The sequence below is a fragment of the Planococcus sp. TJ-307 genome (assembly GCF_058268435.1).
The window spans coordinates 377,602-394,257 of sequence record NZ_JBZDOJ010000003.1; the positions used below are offsets into that span (position 1 = coordinate 377,602).

Below are 16,656 nucleotides of genomic sequence, written 5' to 3' on the forward strand. Positions count from 1 at the left end.
TTCCGCAAAAACTTTTTGCTTTCAGAATTTTTTAGAATGTAGATGCATTTTTGGGATTAAATCGAATCTCTGACACATCAAACTTATACCAAGTAAATGTATTACCCTCTATCACCCAGCTGACCTCCATTTTTACGGGCATCTTCAATCTTTCTACCTGCTGATGCTCTTTGATAGTTCCGATGCAGAGCTGTCGTTATGCGTCTTTGCCACTGCCTTTATAGCGCAAAGCCTCGACCCTCAACAACTTACTTTGCTCATTGAAGAAATAGGTTGCTGATCCGGTCAAGCCCTCATACGTAATCGTTGCTTTCGCAGTGTGCACATCCACGAGCTCCCATTTGATAAATGGACTGAACACCGCTGCTGGATACCAAGCCAACTCCATTAAGTAGCGCTGCAGCGCAGACTCATTGGTCTTCTCATTGTCAGGAGTTTGTGACATTGGAAAGATGCCCACAAGTTTGATCCGCATACTGGCTTTGCCAGCAGTAAAGCTGTCTTTCCCCGTAATGAATAATCCCTTTCCCATTTTCATCTTTGCAGACCAGTAGAATGCAGGCGGGTCGGTAAAGCTCGTTTGTTCGGCTTCCGAGGCCATCCACTTTTTTTGCTCCGGCTTTTGTTTCATCCAACCAAGTTGCTTGAAGCTGACGCTCGCAATTTGTTCGTGACCGACAGCGCCAATTGCATAAAGCCAATTTTTCACAGGCAATGGAAGAGACTCTGCCATTTGTTCCGTTAGTTTGTCAGGAGCCGCAAGGTCAGAATGGATTACATGCTCATCTTTTTTCTCCACCGCAAACACTCCTTTTTGTTTCTTTACCTGTTTATACAGGCATTAAATCATTTTTAAATAATCACTGGACAAAAAGTCAAAAAGAGAGTATTTTTATAGCAAATAGATATATATCAAAAAGATATAAGGATGTGAATCCATGGCAAAAGAAAACCATACTCAATATGCCATACTCGGGCTGCTGACAACAGAATGCCGCACTGGCTATTCGATCAAGCAAATGATCGATACAAGCTTGAACCATTTTTGGAAAATCAGTTACGGACAAATTTATCCGACATTGAAACTGTTGGTAGATCAAGGGTATGCCACCGTGGAATCTCAAGTTCAGGAAGGCAGGCCGGACAAAAAAGAATACACGATTACTAACGAAGGCGAGCGTGCTCTAAAAGAATGGATCCAGCAGCCGATTCAGCAGCTGCCCGGTGAAAAAAATGAACTCCTGCTCAAGTTATTTTTCAGCGGAAACCAGGATGTTCAGGATACACTCAGTCATTTAGCAGATTTTCGTGAAAAACTGACCGGCCGCCTGAACACGTATAGAGCAATTCAAGAAATGATCAATACGCAATTGCGAGATCAAGCGGATGCCCCTTTTTGGCTTTTGACGCTGGATTACGGAATACGGACCACTTTGGCTGCAATCGAATGGTGTGATGAAGCAAACAAGACCTTAAGTCTATGAGGAGGAAAAACAATGAGCGCAAACGTCTTTCCCGGAAGATACACTGCTGAAAGCCACGAGGGAATCGTCGTTTTTGTTATCGGCATGCGAATCAACAAATGGAGAGCTGTGCATAAATGGCTGCCGGTCATGATGGCAATGGGGCCCATGATCAAAGAACTCGCAGTGCACAAAGAACTGGGTTGTCTGTCTTCTGAAAGTTTTTTCAAACCGCCCCTTACGTTCATGGTTCAGTATTGGCAATCGGAAGAACAATTGCATGCTTATTCGAAAGGGCAAAATCATCTGTCTGCTTGGAAAACGTTCAACAACAAAGCAAAAAACAATGACGCTGTCGGCATTTATCACGAAACCTACCTCATTTCTCCTGGCCAATCAGAGTCGATTTACGTTAATATGCCTGAGTTTGGCTTAGCCCGAGCGCTCGGAAAAACAGCGATTACGCCAGCTACTTCATCCGCTCGTCAACGACTCCAAAAGCAACATTAACTCCTTCACGCAATAATAAAACCCTGTCCAAAAAAATCCGGACAGGGTTTCAAACTAGTTAATAAGGTTTTATGTAAAAAGGCTTTGTAATTCTTTTATCGGCCGAACATCCGGCTGGCCTTCATAGCTGATGAACTCGATTTCCCCAATGCGCATGCCCGCATTGTATTCTCCGATGACGGTATCCAACAAAATAAAAGAAGCTGAAATAAACTCGTCTTCGTTATCTTCGGTAAAGCCTTTGATGTAGAGAACTAAATTCACTTCGTCGCTGTCTTTTTCAAACGTACAGAAAATATCATCCCACCCCAGTTCGATATCTCCGTATGCGATAGAAAACTCTTCCTCATGCGGTTGGCGAAAACCAATGATGGCAAAGCTGCCAAGAGTGGGTGCGTTGTCGACCAACTCAATGACGTCATCAAAAGCTTCGACCACCCCGTCTGCACTAATGATGAATTCACGTTTTCCCGCAGCCAGGCTTTCGCCAAACTCAAAAGCCAAATGCCGATTGACCTTGTGCAATTTCTTTTCCAACTGGCTAAAAAGCTTATCTCGGCCAGACTCATCCAATTCAAAGTACGCTGCTTTGTTTTCTGCAAACCATTCCCAGAAAGCCGCCACCTTGTCTTTTCTCTTTGGCAACCAATTCATCCCGCTATCCCCTTTGCAACATCATCCGTTTATTTATATCATAATCATATTTACAACAAAATGATAGTTCTTTTTATCCATGCTCAAAAGACTATTTTTCTACTTCTTTTATTTCATAAGCACGAAACTTCACCATTGAAATTACACCGAATACCGGACCGATGCTTAATAACGCAAATACCCATTTCCAGCCAACGATGCTTTGCACGACGGGAATCATATTGATGGAAAAGATCGTGACTAAAAAGCCGACGCACATTTGAAATGTTAAAGCAGTTCCTAGATACGGGGGTTCTGCAAATTCTGTCACCGCCGCTGAGAATTGCGCCGAATCGGATATAACAAACATCCCCCAAACAATTGCTACCGTTACCGTCAACCATAAAGCCTGGCCAAATGTAAAACCGATGATGACCGAACAGCCAGCACTGATGACCAATGATAGAATTGTTAACCGCGATCTGCCCAATTTATCTGCCACTAAACCGCCCAAAACGCTGCCAATCGCTCCCGCAACGCCAATTGATACAAAAGAAGCTATTGCAATCATGGCCGGGTCGATAGCAGAGGAAGAGCTGGCAAAACTGGCAGCGAGGAAAGTGGGGAGCCATGTCCACATGGCATACAATTCCCACATATGGCCGAAATAGCCGTAATTCGCTAACATGACAGGTTTATTGAGCAGCACTTGTTTGATCAGTTTAAAAGAAAAAATCGTTGGTTGCTGAGCAACTGGCGCGTCCCTTACGACCCAATTCATCATTGCAGCCGCAACCAATGCCAGCAGCGAGCTGACAATGATAACCAATTTCCAATCCACTGAAGAAAAAAAGATGCTGATGAAGTAAGGCAAAGACGAGCCTAAAGTCAATGCGGCAATCAAAACCCCGAGCGCCAATCCCTTTTTTGCTGGAAACCATTGCGACAACAACTTGACCGCTGTCGGATAGACGCCTGCAAGCGCGACTCCCGTTAATATACGCAAAGAAATGCCGATGGCCGCACTGTCAGCGACCGTCAGCAACCCATTGATGAGTGCACCCGCCAATGCGGAAAGGGCAAAAACTTTCCGTGCATTAAAGCGATCTGCAATACCGAAAGAAACACTTAGTAATGTGCCGATGATAAATCCGACTGGTACAGACGCTGACAGCCAGGCCTGTGTCCGCTCGGTGAGGTGCCAAAGCTCCCTCAATTCCGGTCCTGTGACGCTCGCACTAAACCATAAACTCAACGCAAACAGCTCTGCCATGGCGATCCAAAACAAAGCTGTCCATTTTCCCCCAGCCATCCCAATTCCCCTTCCACAAAACAAACCGTCCTGATTTTTCTCTTATTCCCATCATAGAACAGTAAAAGCAAATAAGAAAGCGCCTCTCGTCAGGTGAATCTCCTGATGAAAGACGCTGAAAATGCACTTTTTGTTTATAGCTGTTCACTATTTGCTAATCAAATCGCCGATTTCCAGTACGGGCACATCAACATTCACGGTATCCGGGTATTTAATGCCTGCTCCTGTATTAAGTGCAACAACAGTTTCACCATCTTTAATCCAATTCTGTCTTCGCAACTCGCGGATGGCCACAAAGACGGCTGCCCCTTCTGGACAAACAAAAGATCCTTCCAGGCGTGCAACTTTTTCCTGCTCGTTCAGCATAGCTTGATCATCAATCGCGATGGCGCAGCCCTGTGTTTTGTAGATTGCATCCAACACGAGAAAATCGCCCAGCGCTTTCGGGACATTGATGCCAAAAGCTTGCGTACTGGAATTTGCCCAGAATTCGGATTCGTTCTTTTTCTCTTCCCAGGCTTTCACAATCGGCGCACAACCGGTTGCTTGAACCGCAACGAGCCTCGGAAGATCGCCTTCTACCCAGCCGAGTTTTTTCAGTTCATTCAAGGCTTTGTAGATGCCGATCAACCCAACACCGCCGCCTGTCGGGTAGAGAATCACATCCGGCATTTCCCAATTCATTTGCTCAGCAATTTCCAGCCCCATCGTTTTTTTGCCTTCGATGCGGTATGGCTCTTTTAAGGTCGATACATCATACAAACCAAAATCCTTAACGGCCTGTCCAACAATTTTCCCCGCATCACTGATCAACCCGTTTACCAAATACAGATTGGCACCGGACAATGCCACTTCATTGCGGGTGATTTTAGGTGCATCTTGCGGCATAACGATAGTCGACCGGATGCCGGCTTTTGCACCATACAGCGCCCAAGCGGCACCAGCATTGCCATTGGTCGGCATGGCAAATTCCTTAACGCCCACTTCCTTGGCTTTTGAAATTCCAACTGCTGCGCCTCTTGCTTTAAAGGTACCCGTCGGAACAAGCCCTTCGTCTTTCATGTACAGATTGGCGACATCCATATCCTGGCCCAATGTTGGCATTTTTATGAGTGGGGTCATGCCTTCTCCTTGAGAAACAACGTTCGCTTCGTCTTCCACTGGAAGCAGTTCGTGGTATCTCCATAAGCTTGGTTCTCTCTTCACCAAATCTTCCGGCTTCCAGTCCGCTTTTAATTGCTCCCAATCATAGTCCACCAGCAGTGGAGAGCCACACGTACACAATTGGTGCTGCTGTTTGGTATCGTAGACTGCATCGCATTTTGGGCAATAAAGATGGGAAACATAACTGTATTTCAAATTGAACACTCCTCTTTTATTGATGTGCCTACCAGCAGCAGCCCGGAATCGCTTCCGGGCTGCTGAATGGATCTTATTGGATTTAGCTATGGAAATTTAGTCCAGATGTGACGGGCGCCACATAACCGGCACGGATGACGAAATCACCGAAATGCTCGTTTTCCTGACGCTCTTTGGCGAATTGGAAAAAGATTGGCTTGAGCGTCGCCAAAATTTCTTCTTCTCCAATGTTCTCGCGGTATATTTTATTCAAACGATCGCCCGCAAAGCCCGCACCCAAGTACATATTGTATTTGCCGGGTGCTTTGCCGATAAAACCGATTTCCCCAAGTGCAGGACGTGAACAGCTGTTTGGACAGCCCGACATGCGGATGATAATTTCTTCATCACGCAGTCCTGCTTCGTCCAATGTCTCCTCGATTTTGCCAACAAGCACCGGCAAATAACGCTCGGCCTCAGCCATCGCCAAGCCGCAAGTCGGCAGTGCCACACAAGCCATCGAGTTCTGGCGCAAAGCGGAGTTTTCTTTGCCGTCGGTCAATCCGTATTGCTCAACCAAGGCATCAATCTTCGCTTTATTGGTTTCCGTCACATTGCTGATGATGAGGTTCTGGTTGGCCGTCAAGCGGAATTCCCCTGTATGGACATGGGCAATTTCGCGAAGGCCTGTCATCAATGGATAACCGTCGAAATCTTTGACACGCCCATTTTCAACAAATAAAGTCAGGTGCCATTTGCCATCGCTTTCGATCCAGCCATAGCGGTCACCGTTGCGGTCGAATTGGAAAGGGCGTTCTTGCTCCACTTCCCAGCCGAGGCGCGTATTCAGCTCGGTTCTGATCCAATCAAGCCCCAATCTGTCGACGGTGTATTTGAATCGAGCATTTTTCCGGTCTGAACGGTTGCCGTAATCGCGCTGAATCGTAAGGATTTTCTCCCCAACTTCGTTGACTTTGTCTGGCGGGCAAAATCCGATGACACGCGCCAATTGCGGATAAGTAGCCGTATCGCCATGGGTCATGCCCATGCCGCCGCCGACAGTCACGTTAAAGCCTTGCAGCTTGCCGTCTTCTAAAATGGCAATAAACCCGAGATCTTGTGAATAGATATCGACATCATTGGCAGGTGGAATTGCAAAGCCGATTTTAAATTTCCGCGGCAAGTACAGGTGCCCGTACATTGGCTCTACGACTTCGTCTTCGTTGCTGTCGACGACTTTTTCTTCATCCAGCCAAATCTCATGATAAGCTCGTGTTTTTGGCAGCAAGTGTTCACTCAACGCACGGGAGATTTCGTATACTTCTCCGTGCACGTCCGATTGGTACGGATTGGACGTCGACATCACATTGCGGTTCACGTCGCCGCAGGCTGCAATGGTATCCATCAAAGCATGGTTCATTTCCTGAATGGTGCTTTTCATATTCCATTTCAAAATCCCATGCATTTGGAATGTTTGACGCGTCGTCAACTTTAAAGTGCCGTTGCCGTGGGTATTGGCTAAGTTGTCCATCGTCAGCCATTGGTGCGGCGTCGCAACTCCTGCAGGCAGGCGGACACGAATCATGAATTGATACGCAGGTTCCAGTTTTTGCTGAGCCCGTTCGTTGCGAATGTCGCGGTCATCTTGCATATAGCTGCCGTGGAATTTCAGCAGCTTGCCGTCATCGTCCGGAATGGAAGCTGTCAAACGTTCGGCGAAGCTTTCTACCAGATTGCCCCGCAAATAATTGGTTCGATCTTTGATGACCTCCATTTCACTTGGGGGTCCATCGATATCAGTTAAGTCTTTGATTTTCATGGTAAGCTCCTTTCATTTTTGAAGAAGTCGCTCTAGGCAGACGCTTTCGGGCCCACAGGATTATGAATACAGCGGAAAACTTAGGCTTGCTTTGAATCTACTCTATTTCTTAGCGCCGGCACATCCAAAGCGATGGGTAAAAGTTAGTTTCTTTAGTTCAACCTATATATAGTCACTCATGTCTTCTTAATACACATCCCGCAAATAGCGTTTGTCACTGCGCATGGATGTTAAATACTCTTCCGCTTGTTCTGGACTCATATTGCCTTCTTGCTCCAGAATGAGGGCAAGCGTGGCATGGACATCCTTGGCCATGTATTTTTCGTCGCCGCAGACGTAGACATTTGCGCCTGCTTCCAGCCATTGATACAATTCCTGGCTCTTTTCAAGCAAACGATGCTGCACATATACCTTTTCTGCCGTATCGCGGGAAAAAGCAACGTCCATTTTTGTAAGAACCCCATCTTTCAACCAGCGCTGCCACTCGGTCTGGTAAAGAAAATCGGTGACAAAATGCTGGTCACCGAAAAACAGCCACGAATCTCCCTGAATATCTCTTTCTTCCCGCTCTTCCATAAACGCACGGTAAGGCGCAACGCCTGTTCCGGCACCGATCATGATAATCGGTGTTTCAGGATTGTCGGGCAATCGGAAGTTATTGTTGCTTTGGATGAACACCGGCAACGTTGCGCCAATATCCGAGCGCTCAGCGCATTGCGTCGAGCAGACGCCCGTTCGTTTGCGCCCGTTTGCTTCATACCGAACAGCTCCCACGGTCAGATGGACTTCATCCGGATTTGCTTTTGAACTGCTGGCAATCGAATACAGGCGAACCGGTATTTTGCGAAGGATGTGAACGAACTCGGCTGCCGGCACTTGCCACGGACCAAAATCTTCCGTTAAGTCGATCAAGTCTCTTCCATATATGTAAGCTTGCAGCTCATCTTTTGTCGCAAGTAAACGAGACAATGCGTCACCATTCGCAAAAGCTGCCGCTTTTTCGAGAAGCGGTTTTGACAGTGTAGTGATTTCAAATGTTGAAATCAACGCATCCCGCAATGAACTTGTGTCCCCTTGCTTGTTAATAGAGACGGGTTCGTCCGGATTCCAACCTGCGGCAGCAATCAATTGATCAGCCAGCTTGTCTTCGTTTTCCGGGACGATCCCCAGACTGTCGCCCGGTTCATACTGAAAGCCGGAACCTTCCAAATCGAGTTCCAGGTGGCGCGTTTCCTTATTCGAACCGCGGCCATTCAAATTGATGTTTTCCAAAACTTCCGCGTTAAAGGGATTGCTGCGGGAATAAGGCGTTTGGCTGGTTGCAGCACTTTCTTGAGAAGCTGGCGTAGCCAAAGTGCCTGAATAAGTTGCTTCCTTGTCTTTATTCAATACATGAAAGACACCCTCAAACCATTCTTCTGCTGGTTCTTCAAAATCCAAATCAGCGTCTACGCGCGGATGGATACGTTTAGCACCCAGCTCTTCCAAACGCCGATCGAAGTCTTTGCCCGTCTGGCAGAAAAATTCATAAGAGCTGTCACCTAGAGACAACACCGAGAATCGGACACCGTCAAGCTGCGGCGCTCGTTTGCTGTGCAGGAAATCATAAAGGGCAATGGCGTTATCCGGTGGATGACCGTCGCCATGTGTACTGGTGATGACCAATACATCTTCGATTTTTTTCAAGTCTTTTGGCTTAAACAGGTCCATTGGCGTCAGCTTTACTTGAAAGTCTTTGTCTTGTAACTTTTTCAATACCGTTTTGGCAACCGAATCACAGTTGCCCGTATGCGAGCCGACGAGAATAGTGATTTCACGTGCAGCAACAGGTTCGCTGTCTTGCTGCACCTCATTCGGCTCTGGCCGTTGTTGCACAGCAACTGCACCGGCTGACTGCGCTCCAGCTAAATAACCGTTCAGCCAAACTTTCTGGTTGTCTGTCAGCAAAGGCAATAAGCGATTGATAAGCTCTACCTGTTCCTGATCAAACGGGCTGTTTATAGTCTGCAATTGCAAATGGGTTCACCTCGAAATTAGTTTATTTTTAGCGGTATCAAATTTTCTTCATTTAAGCAGCACCTATACATGCTGCCGACGGTAATAATGATCGATGGCCACGATCATGGCCCCCATCTTTTGATGTTCTGGCTGCAGCACTTGTTCGATGCCATTGCTTTCCAGCTCTTTGGCGGTGACTTTGCCGACGGCCACTGCCAGCACCTGGTCATTAAAAGCTGCTGCCAATTGTTTGCCTTGATTTGGGTCCGCAAAAATATTCTTGACCTGTGTTTTGCTGGTAAAGACAATCGCGTCCAAAGACTGTTCGATAATGGCCTGTTTCAATTGGTCCACTACAAAAGCATCCGGTTTTTCGTAGGAATACGGTCGGGATAAATAAACCGAGTGGCCGTGTTCTTCCAAAATGCTTTTCAATTTATGATCGTCCAAATCGTATGCCTGCAAAAAGATTCGCTGCGGGCTTTTGCCTCTGTATTCTTCCGATAAAGCTGCAAGCAAATTGGCCATTGTACCATCTTCTGACACATGAACCGGTTCCAGGCCATGCTCTTTGATCCATTTCATCGTTTTGCTTCCGCGGACAGCTACCTGTGTTTCTTTCAGCTTATTGATGTAACGCGATTGAAGTCCGATGCCTTCCGCAGAATCGGTTAAGGTTCTCGCGCCAATACCGGTCGTAAAGATAGCCCAGTCGAAATCTTCAGCTAAAAAATCTGTGATGTTCTGAGCGCTGATGTCTTCATTCAGCCGCTGCCTTCCTTGAATCGGGAGAATGACAGGAGTACCGGATTGTTTTTCAATCAGCACGCTGATTTCCTTTGCGGCACGGACAGCTGCCACCCCTATTTTCTTGCCGGCCAATCCTTTCATAATCAATCTCTCCTTCTGCTAATCACCATGCTGGCTGCTGTTCACTTTGCAGCGCTTCATGGACACGTTCAGCAAGAGCATCCACCATCGATGGATGATTGCCTAAATATCCGCATAATATAATTTCTTGGTCGTCCGAAGACAAACCATTGATTTTCTTCTGCATGGATTTCACCAAAAGTCCCGTGAACCATAAATAAGGAACAACGAAAATCTGCTTGCTGCCGCTATCGATCGAGGCTTGCAATCCTTCATCAAATGACGGAGCGCTGGCTGCTAAATAACAAACATCAATATGTGTCACACCCGTTTTGACTGCTAGTTTTGCGGCAATTTCTTCGACCGAGCGGATAATTTCTGAACTTTTCCCACCCCGGCCAACCAACAGAATTTCTGAATCAGGCAAGCGTTCCACGCTTGTTTCTCGCAGGCGCTCGGCTAAAATTTCTACAAGGCGATCCTGGACACCGAGTGGTTTTCCATAAGTAAAGTGGATCTCCGGATAACGCAGTGCAGACTTTTTAACTTCATCCGGAATGTCTTCGTAATAATGTCCGGCACTCAGAAGCAAAACCGGTACGATGGCGATTGCCGTAGCGCCCTGTTTGGCAAGGCTGTCGATGCCCTCGCCAATATCCGGACTGGCCAACTCTAAAAAGCACGTTTCCTGAAGAGCAACATCCACTTTCTGGCGCACTTGCTCCATAAATGCCATCGCTTCTTCGCGCGTTTCTTTTACCCGGCTGCCATGGCTTACATATAAAACGGCTTGCATTTTACCATCTCCTTATCCTACATGGGCGGCAAGCTGAAACTGCTGTTCGTCCTGCAGCTGCTCGTACCATTGCAATTTGTCTCTGAGGCGTACCACTTCTCCTACCACAATCATCGACGGATTCTCGAAACCTTTGGAGTTTCGAAGAATCGTTTCGAGCGTGCCAGTCACTGTCCGCTGACGTTCCGTTGTGCCCCATTCAATCAAGGCAATCGGCGTTGTCGGTTTCAGCCCGTGGCGCAGCAATCGTCCGCAAATTTCCGGCAGTTTGCTGACGCCCATATAAATGCATAGCGTATCCATGCTCTTGACCACATGCTCCCAATATTCATCCTGATCAACGCCAACTTTGCTGACGCCCGAAATAAAAGCAACAGATGCACTGTAATCGCGATGTGTCACAGGGATTCCCGCATAAGCAGGCGCTGCAATGCCCGCCGTAATGCCCGGTACAATTTCAAATGGGATGTTGTGGTCGACCAATGCCTCTGCCTCTTCTCCACCTCTTCCAAAAATAAACGGGTCGCCGCCTTTTAAGCGCGTTACGATTTTCCCCTGCAGTGCGAACCGGCACAACAGCTCATTGATTTCTTCTTGTTTTAAGGAATGATTATCCGGTCTTTTGCCGCAATAAATCAATTGAGCATTTTCTTTCGCTTCGTCCAGCAAATCCTGGTTTATTAAGCGATCATAAAGGATGACATCGGCCTTCTGGATAGCCTTCAGCCCTTTCACGGTAATCAAATCAAGGTCGCCTGGACCTGCACCAACTAAATAAACTTTTTTCATAAGCTTCCTAGACTCCTTTTTTTAACCAGAGAAACGAAGGTTGCGTCATTTTCTGATCGTTAATTTACACTTTTGCCGGCCCGGTTATGTATGCAGGCCACATTCCGTTTTGGCAAAGCCTTTCCATCTTCCGTCGCGGCTGTCGCCATCCGTCGTCACTGCAAACGAACAATGCTTACAGCCGATGCTTGGATAGCCTTCGTCATGCAGAATATTGTATTCAAGATTATTCAGTTGGATGTATTGCCAGACATCGCCCCACGTCCAATGGATCAACGGGCAAATCTTGACCGATTTGAACCGATTGTCTTTGTTAATAAAGTCCGTCTTGCTGCGGCTGGCCGACTGCTCTCTTCTTAAACCGGAAATCCACGCCTGTGCTCCGGAAAGTGTTTGTTCCAGCGGTTTGACTTTGCGGATATCGCAGCATTTATCCGGCTGGCTGTTCCATAATTCATCTCCAAACTGGCTGGCTTGTTCCTGCAAAGTCAGTTCCGGTTTTTTCATCCGGATATTCAGTTTTGGATAGCGTTTTTTAACCCGCTCAATCAGTTCATAGGTTTGGTCGAAGTGGACGTCCGTATCCAGGAACACCACTTCCGCATCGCTTTTCACTTTGGAAATCAGGTCAATCAATACCATGCCCTCGGCTCCAAAACTGCAGGCATACACTACATCTTCTCCGTAGGAATCGTAAGCCCACTCTAAAATATCCGCGGCACCTTTCAAAAGATCGGTCGGTGCCAGGTCCTTGAATGGATCTCCAGTAAATTGCTCGTACGAAACAATTTGGCTCATCCTATCTTCCTCCCTTAAACAAATCTAATGTGTTCCGAAACTTTTCTTCTACATTATAAAAACCTTAAAGAATCGCTTCAGGTGAAGTCTAAATAAAAACCCCCTCTTCTAATAGAACAAGAAGAGAGGGATCGAATGCGCGTTTGCGGCTGCCTGTCTTCTTATCTTCCAGATCCGATTGGGACCTGCTGGAATTGGCACATGATCCCCGGTCAATGACCAAAGCTGTTGCCGAGGCTTCAAAGGGCCAGTCCCTCCACCTCTCACGATAAGAAATACCTTATATGAATACTAGGTTTTAATATTTTGTAAATACTATACTAATCAAAGTTAACTGTCAATAATATTCTGAAAACACCATTTTCTTGCGAGATAAATTTTAGGGATTCTCTATTTTTTATTCAGCCGATTATTCATTTGCTCAAGTAACCGGATTTCTTCAAATACTCAACAATCACTTGTACCGATTCGTCCAAATTTTGCTTGTCCGTTTCGATCACAATTTCCGGATTTACCGGTTCTTCGTATGGTGCGTCAATTCCCGTAAAGCCTTTGATTTCACCGGCTCTCGCTTTTTTATAAAGCCCTTTCGGATCACGGGCCTCACAAGTATCCACGCTGCATTTTACATAAACTTCAATAAATTCACCTTCATCAAGCAAAGCCCGAACTTGATCGCGGTCTGCCTGATACGGCGAGATAAATGCTGACAAAGTCAGTACACCTGCGTCGCTCATGAGCTTTCCGACTTCACCGATCCGGCGGATATTTTCCGTCCGGTCTTCTGGACTGAACCCCAAGTTTTTATTCAAGCCGTGGCGGACATTGTCGCCGTCCAATAAATACGTCCGAATGCCAAGTGCATGTATTTCTTTTTCCAGTGCAACCGAAACTGTTGATTTTCCGGATCCCGACAAGCCGGTAAACCAGAGTACACCGCTTTTGTGGTCGTTCAATTTCTGTCTATCTTGTTTCGTGATGCCCGACTCATGCCAGGTGATATTGGTTGATTTGGTCATTCCTTCTCCTCCTAGAACCAGTAGTAGTAAACAATTCCGATGGTAACTGACATCACCAGGATGCTGAGTGGCGTACCTACTTTGACGTAATCTATGAATTTATAGCCGCCCGGCCCATAGACAATTAGGTTGGTTTGGTAGCCAATGGGCGTAATAAAACTGGCAGAAGCCGCAATGGTGATGATAACGGCAAAACCCATTGGATCGAGCTGTAGGTTGCTTGCCATTTCGATGCCGATGGGGATCATTAATACAGCGGCAGCACTGTTGGTGATGAGTTCTGTAAAAATGCTGGTCAGCAAGTAAATCAAAATGAGAATCGCCAGCAATCCAAACGGCTGGCCGACTGCCAACAATCCGTCCGCCGCCCATTGCGCCAGACCGGTTTTGGTCATAGCGGCACCCACACCAAATGCACTGGCAATGAGCAGCAGTACATTGAATTGCACATCGTTTTTTGCATCTTCCATGGAAACCGATTTGGTTACCAATAAAATCAGCACTGCCAAAGCCATTGCTTTGAACATGCTCAGCCAGCCAGCAATGACAAGTGCAATGGCTCCCAGTAAAACCAGCAGCGAGAACCAGCCGACAAAACGGCTTTCTTGCAAGGTTTTTGGCGGTGTCATGGAAGACACGACGTAAAAATCGTTGGACTGCTGATATTTTTCCACAAATCCGGTTCCCGCAAGCAACAGCAAGGTGTCCCCCGGCCGCAGGATGATGTCACCGACTTTGCTTTTAATGCGTTCGTTGTTGCGGTGAACCGCCATGACGCCTGCATCGTAACGAGAACGAAATTGAGATTGCTTGATTGTTTTCGAGAGCAACGAAGATTCATGGGAAACGACCGCTTCCGCCAGCTGCGTGTTGCCGTTTTTCAAATCCTCCAACTGCAAATTGGTCCCGGTCTTTAAAGTCAGCCCTTTTCTTTTTTGCAGCTCTGCGATCGTTGAAATGAGTCCGGTAAAAATTAGGCGGTCTCCTGACTGAATGATGGTTTTGGAACTGACCGATGAAATCCGGGTCTGATCTCGGATAATTTCAATCAAGTACAAACCTTTCAAGTCGCGCAGTTTTGCTAATTCCACCGTTTGATTGGCGTAAGGAAAATTTTCTTCCACCACCATTTCAGCAATGTAGTTTCTGGAATCTTCAACGACCTGCTTGCTGAAACTGTTGTTCTCAGGCAACAGCATGTTGCCTACCGTAAACAAGTAAATCAAACCGACAATGGTGATGGGGATGCCGACAATTGCTAATTGAAACAACGAAAAGCCAGGCAGGCCGTAATCGAGCAGCATCCCGTGCACCACAAGATTGGTCGATGTTCCCATTAGGGTGATAGTCCCCCCCAAAATCGTTACATACGATAAAGGAATCAGCACTTTGGAAGGTGCGATATTGCGTTCTTCACACCATTTTTTCAAAAGTGGAGTTAACGTGACAACAATGGGTGTGTTGTTCAAAAAAGCCGAAAACAACGGGAGCGGAAGAAAAATACGAAACAAAGATCCTTTCAAGCTTTTGCCTTTATTCAGCCAGCCAATCATCATCTGGTCGATCAGGCCGTGCTTTTGTACAGTACCGACAACGATGAACAGTAAAGCGATTGTCAACATTCCTGGATTCGAAAATCCGCGCAATGCTTCTTCTGTTGTTAAAATTCCGGACAGTAGCAACACCACCAATGCTGAAAATACAATCATATCCGGACGGGCAATTTCAAAAAGCAAGGCGCTGACCATGGCGACGATGACGATAAGCACAAAAATCATTTGGACTGACACGGGCAACCATCCCCTAATTAGTTACTAATAACGGTCTCCCGCAAGCCTTTGATGAGCACATCGGCTACTTCCGGACGGGAAAACTGCTTCGGTGGTTTTTCTCCGTTGCGAAGCAATTCACGAACTTTCGTGCCACTTAAATGAACATGGTTTTCTGCGCTGTGCGGACATGTCTTAGCCGTGGCCATGTTTTCGCATGCATTGCAGTAAAATGAATGCTCGAATTTGAAAATTTGAATGCCCAATTCTTCTTCAAACTGGCTGATGAATTCCTGTGCCTCGTATGTGCCGTAGTAATCGCCGACACCGGCATGATCCCGTCCAACGATGAAATGTGTACAACCGTAGTTTTTGCGGACAATGGCGTGAAGAACCGCTTCTTTCGGTCCGGCGTAGCGCATTGCAGCTGGATAGATGGCGAGGCGCGCCCGGTCTGCAGGATAGTAATGCTTTAAGATGACTTGGTAGCTTTCCATCCGCACTGCAGCTGAAATGTCATCGGATTTTGTTTCACCCACGAGCGGGTTCAGCAAGAGGCCATCCACCACTTCCAATGCGGCTTTTTGAATGTATTCATGTGCGCGATGCACCGGGTTGCGCGTCTGGAAGCCGACAATCGTTTTCCAGCCAAGATCTTGGAATAACTGGCGCGTTTCAACCGGGTCCAGATGAAATTCTTTGAACTCGCTATGGTCCGGACGATTTAATAAGGTGATAGGACCTGCCAAGTAAACATCTCCGCGTTCGTATAGTTTTTCCACGCCAGCATGTGCTACTTCTGTCGTGCCGTAAATTTTTTCTGCTTCCAACCTTTTGTCATACGTGTACTTTTCCTTCAGCTCGAGTGTTCCGTAGATGACACCGTCTTTGCCTTTCAGCGCAATTTCATCGCCCAGCTCGTAGCTGTCTGCTTCTTCTGTCGTGACCGATAATGTAATGGGTACACTCCACACGTTGCCATTGCTGAGGCGCGATGTATGCAGCACACTTTCATAATCCTTTTGTCCAAGAAAACCAGTCAACGGGCTAAACCCACCGATGCCGATCAGTTCCAAATCCGAGATGGCCCAATCTGAAATGAATAAAGTGGAAAGTGTTTCCGCATTCTTTAATGCCTTTTCTCTTTCGGTGCCTGTCAGCTGTCTGTTTACCAAGTCTCCACCATGTGCTTTGTTCGTCATGTTATTACCTCCAAGGTTAGTTTTGTGTTCTGTTGCTTTCTTAAAAACTGTTCAGACAAAAAGAAAAGGACCCTCTTCGGCAAGAAGAAGGTCCGTAAAAACAAAACTCTCTTCTTATCTTCTAGGCTGATGAAAGCCTATTGGAGTTAGCACCGTTTCCATAAAGGAGGGTTGCTGAGACATCAAAGGGCCAATCCCTCCGTCTCTCTTGATAAGAATGCATATTCAATTGGCATTGGAAAATTAATTGAAAAATTTGATTTCACAAAGTATATAATATACTATTCAGAGTGTCAAACTATGTTTTAACTTTTTTTTGAAAAAGCTGTATTGCCATAGG

General features: G+C 46.5%; 14 protein-coding genes, 1 pseudogene and 2 riboswitches. Of the genes and pseudogenes, 2 read left to right on the forward strand and 13 right to left on the reverse strand.

Annotated features, from left to right (window positions below):
• Positions 1-31: 31 nt before the first annotated feature.
• Positions 32-733 (reverse strand): annotated as a pseudogene (locus tag AC4EHK_RS13405) (DUF6920 family protein).
• A gap of 205 nt (positions 734-938) precedes the next feature.
• On the opposite strand from AC4EHK_RS13405, the gene AC4EHK_RS13410 reads away from it, so the two are divergent.
• Positions 939-1,484, forward strand: coding sequence for a PadR family transcriptional regulator (locus tag AC4EHK_RS13410; protein ID WP_490979289.1), 546 nt, complete (start codon positions 939-941; stop codon positions 1,482-1,484).
• Between the two features lie 12 nt (positions 1,485-1,496).
• Complete coding sequence (locus AC4EHK_RS13415) at positions 1,497-1,973, forward strand: DUF4188 domain-containing protein (RefSeq protein WP_490979290.1); 477 nt, start codon at positions 1,497-1,499, stop codon at positions 1,971-1,973.
• A gap of 69 nt (positions 1,974-2,042) precedes the next feature.
• Here AC4EHK_RS13415 and AC4EHK_RS13420 read toward each other — a convergent pair whose 3' ends face one another.
• The 12 genes from AC4EHK_RS13420 to sat all read right to left on the reverse strand — a co-directional run bounded on the left by AC4EHK_RS13420 (position 2,043) and on the right by sat (position 16,316).
• The gene (locus AC4EHK_RS13420; protein ID WP_490979291.1) at positions 2,043-2,627 is read right to left on the reverse strand and encodes a hypothetical protein; all 585 of its coding nucleotides are present in this window, start codon (positions 2,625-2,627) and stop codon (positions 2,043-2,045) included.
• A 91-nt stretch (positions 2,628-2,718) separates the two neighbouring features.
• The gene (locus AC4EHK_RS13425; RefSeq protein WP_490979292.1) at positions 2,719-3,918 is read right to left on the reverse strand and encodes an MFS transporter; all 1,200 of its coding nucleotides are present in this window, start codon (positions 3,916-3,918) and stop codon (positions 2,719-2,721) included.
• 147 nt (positions 3,919-4,065) lie between these two features.
• The gene (locus AC4EHK_RS13430; RefSeq protein WP_490979293.1) at positions 4,066-5,277 is read right to left on the reverse strand and encodes a threonine synthase; all 1,212 of its coding nucleotides are present in this window, start codon (positions 5,275-5,277) and stop codon (positions 4,066-4,068) included.
• An 82-nt stretch (positions 5,278-5,359) separates the two neighbouring features.
• Entirely contained in the window at positions 5,360-7,075 is a 1,716-nt protein-coding gene (gene cysI, locus AC4EHK_RS13435) for an assimilatory sulfite reductase (NADPH) hemoprotein subunit (protein ID WP_490979294.1), read from the reverse strand.
• Between the two features lie 186 nt (positions 7,076-7,261).
• Entirely contained in the window at positions 7,262-9,091 is a 1,830-nt protein-coding gene (locus tag AC4EHK_RS13440) for an assimilatory sulfite reductase (NADPH) flavoprotein subunit (RefSeq protein WP_490979295.1), read from the reverse strand.
• 63 nt (positions 9,092-9,154) lie between these two features.
• The gene (locus tag AC4EHK_RS13445; protein ID WP_490979296.1) at positions 9,155-9,964 is read right to left on the reverse strand and encodes a uroporphyrinogen-III synthase; all 810 of its coding nucleotides are present in this window, start codon (positions 9,962-9,964) and stop codon (positions 9,155-9,157) included.
• A 22-nt stretch (positions 9,965-9,986) separates the two neighbouring features.
• Positions 9,987-10,739, reverse strand: coding sequence for a sirohydrochlorin chelatase (locus tag AC4EHK_RS13450; RefSeq protein ID WP_490979297.1), 753 nt, complete (start codon positions 10,737-10,739; stop codon positions 9,987-9,989).
• 12 nt (positions 10,740-10,751) lie between these two features.
• The gene (cobA, locus tag AC4EHK_RS13455) at positions 10,752-11,528 is read right to left on the reverse strand and encodes a uroporphyrinogen-III C-methyltransferase (RefSeq protein WP_490979298.1); all 777 of its coding nucleotides are present in this window, start codon (positions 11,526-11,528) and stop codon (positions 10,752-10,754) included.
• Between the two features lie 84 nt (positions 11,529-11,612).
• Positions 11,613-12,326 (reverse strand): phosphoadenylyl-sulfate reductase, encoded by a 714-nt coding sequence (locus AC4EHK_RS13460; RefSeq protein WP_490979299.1) that lies wholly within the window; start codon positions 12,324-12,326, stop codon positions 11,613-11,615.
• Between the two features lie 158 nt (positions 12,327-12,484).
• Positions 12,485-12,601, reverse strand: a riboswitch (SAM riboswitch).
• Between the two features lie 138 nt (positions 12,602-12,739).
• The gene (cysC, locus tag AC4EHK_RS13465) at positions 12,740-13,345 is read right to left on the reverse strand and encodes an adenylyl-sulfate kinase (RefSeq protein WP_490979300.1); all 606 of its coding nucleotides are present in this window, start codon (positions 13,343-13,345) and stop codon (positions 12,740-12,742) included.
• A gap of 11 nt (positions 13,346-13,356) precedes the next feature.
• Positions 13,357-15,135 carry an SLC13 family permease gene (locus tag AC4EHK_RS13470; RefSeq protein WP_490979301.1) on the reverse strand — a complete coding sequence of 593 codons (1,779 nt, stop codon included), beginning with the start codon at positions 15,133-15,135 and terminating at the stop codon, positions 13,357-13,359.
• A gap of 17 nt (positions 15,136-15,152) precedes the next feature.
• A complete protein-coding gene (gene sat, locus AC4EHK_RS13475) occupies positions 15,153-16,316 on the reverse strand; it encodes a sulfate adenylyltransferase (RefSeq protein WP_490979302.1) in 1,164 nt (387 codons plus the stop codon).
• A gap of 111 nt (positions 16,317-16,427) precedes the next feature.
• Positions 16,428-16,534, reverse strand: a riboswitch (SAM riboswitch).
• Between the last annotated feature and the right edge of the window lie 122 nt (positions 16,535-16,656).

Coding starts and splice junctions, on each gene's coding strand:
- AC4EHK_RS13415 (WP_490979290.1), top strand. CDS start 1,497: ATGAGCGCAAACGTCTTTCCCGGAAGATACACTGCTGAAAGCCACGAG.
- cysC (WP_490979300.1), bottom strand. CDS start 13,345: ATGACCAAATCAACCAATATCACCTGGCATGAGTCGGGCATCACGAAA.
- cysI (WP_490979294.1), bottom strand. CDS start 7,075: ATGAAAATCAAAGACTTAACTGATATCGATGGACCCCCAAGTGAAATG.
- AC4EHK_RS13445 (WP_490979296.1), bottom strand. CDS start 9,964: ATGAAAGGATTGGCCGGCAAGAAAATAGGGGTGGCAGCTGTCCGTGCC.
- AC4EHK_RS13460 (WP_490979299.1), bottom strand. CDS start 12,326: ATGAGCCAAATTGTTTCGTACGAGCAATTTACTGGAGATCCATTCAAG.
- AC4EHK_RS13420 (WP_490979291.1), bottom strand. CDS start 2,627: ATGAATTGGTTGCCAAAGAGAAAAGACAAGGTGGCGGCTTTCTGGGAA.
- AC4EHK_RS13410 (WP_490979289.1), top strand. CDS start 939: ATGGCAAAAGAAAACCATACTCAATATGCCATACTCGGGCTGCTGACA.
- AC4EHK_RS13450 (WP_490979297.1), bottom strand. CDS start 10,739: ATGCAAGCCGTTTTATATGTAAGCCATGGCAGCCGGGTAAAAGAAACG.
- AC4EHK_RS13425 (WP_490979292.1), bottom strand. CDS start 3,918: ATGGCTGGGGGAAAATGGACAGCTTTGTTTTGGATCGCCATGGCAGAG.
- cobA (WP_490979298.1), bottom strand. CDS start 11,528: ATGAAAAAAGTTTATTTAGTTGGTGCAGGTCCAGGCGACCTTGATTTG.
- sat (WP_490979302.1), bottom strand. CDS start 16,316: ATGACGAACAAAGCACATGGTGGAGACTTGGTAAACAGACAGCTGACA.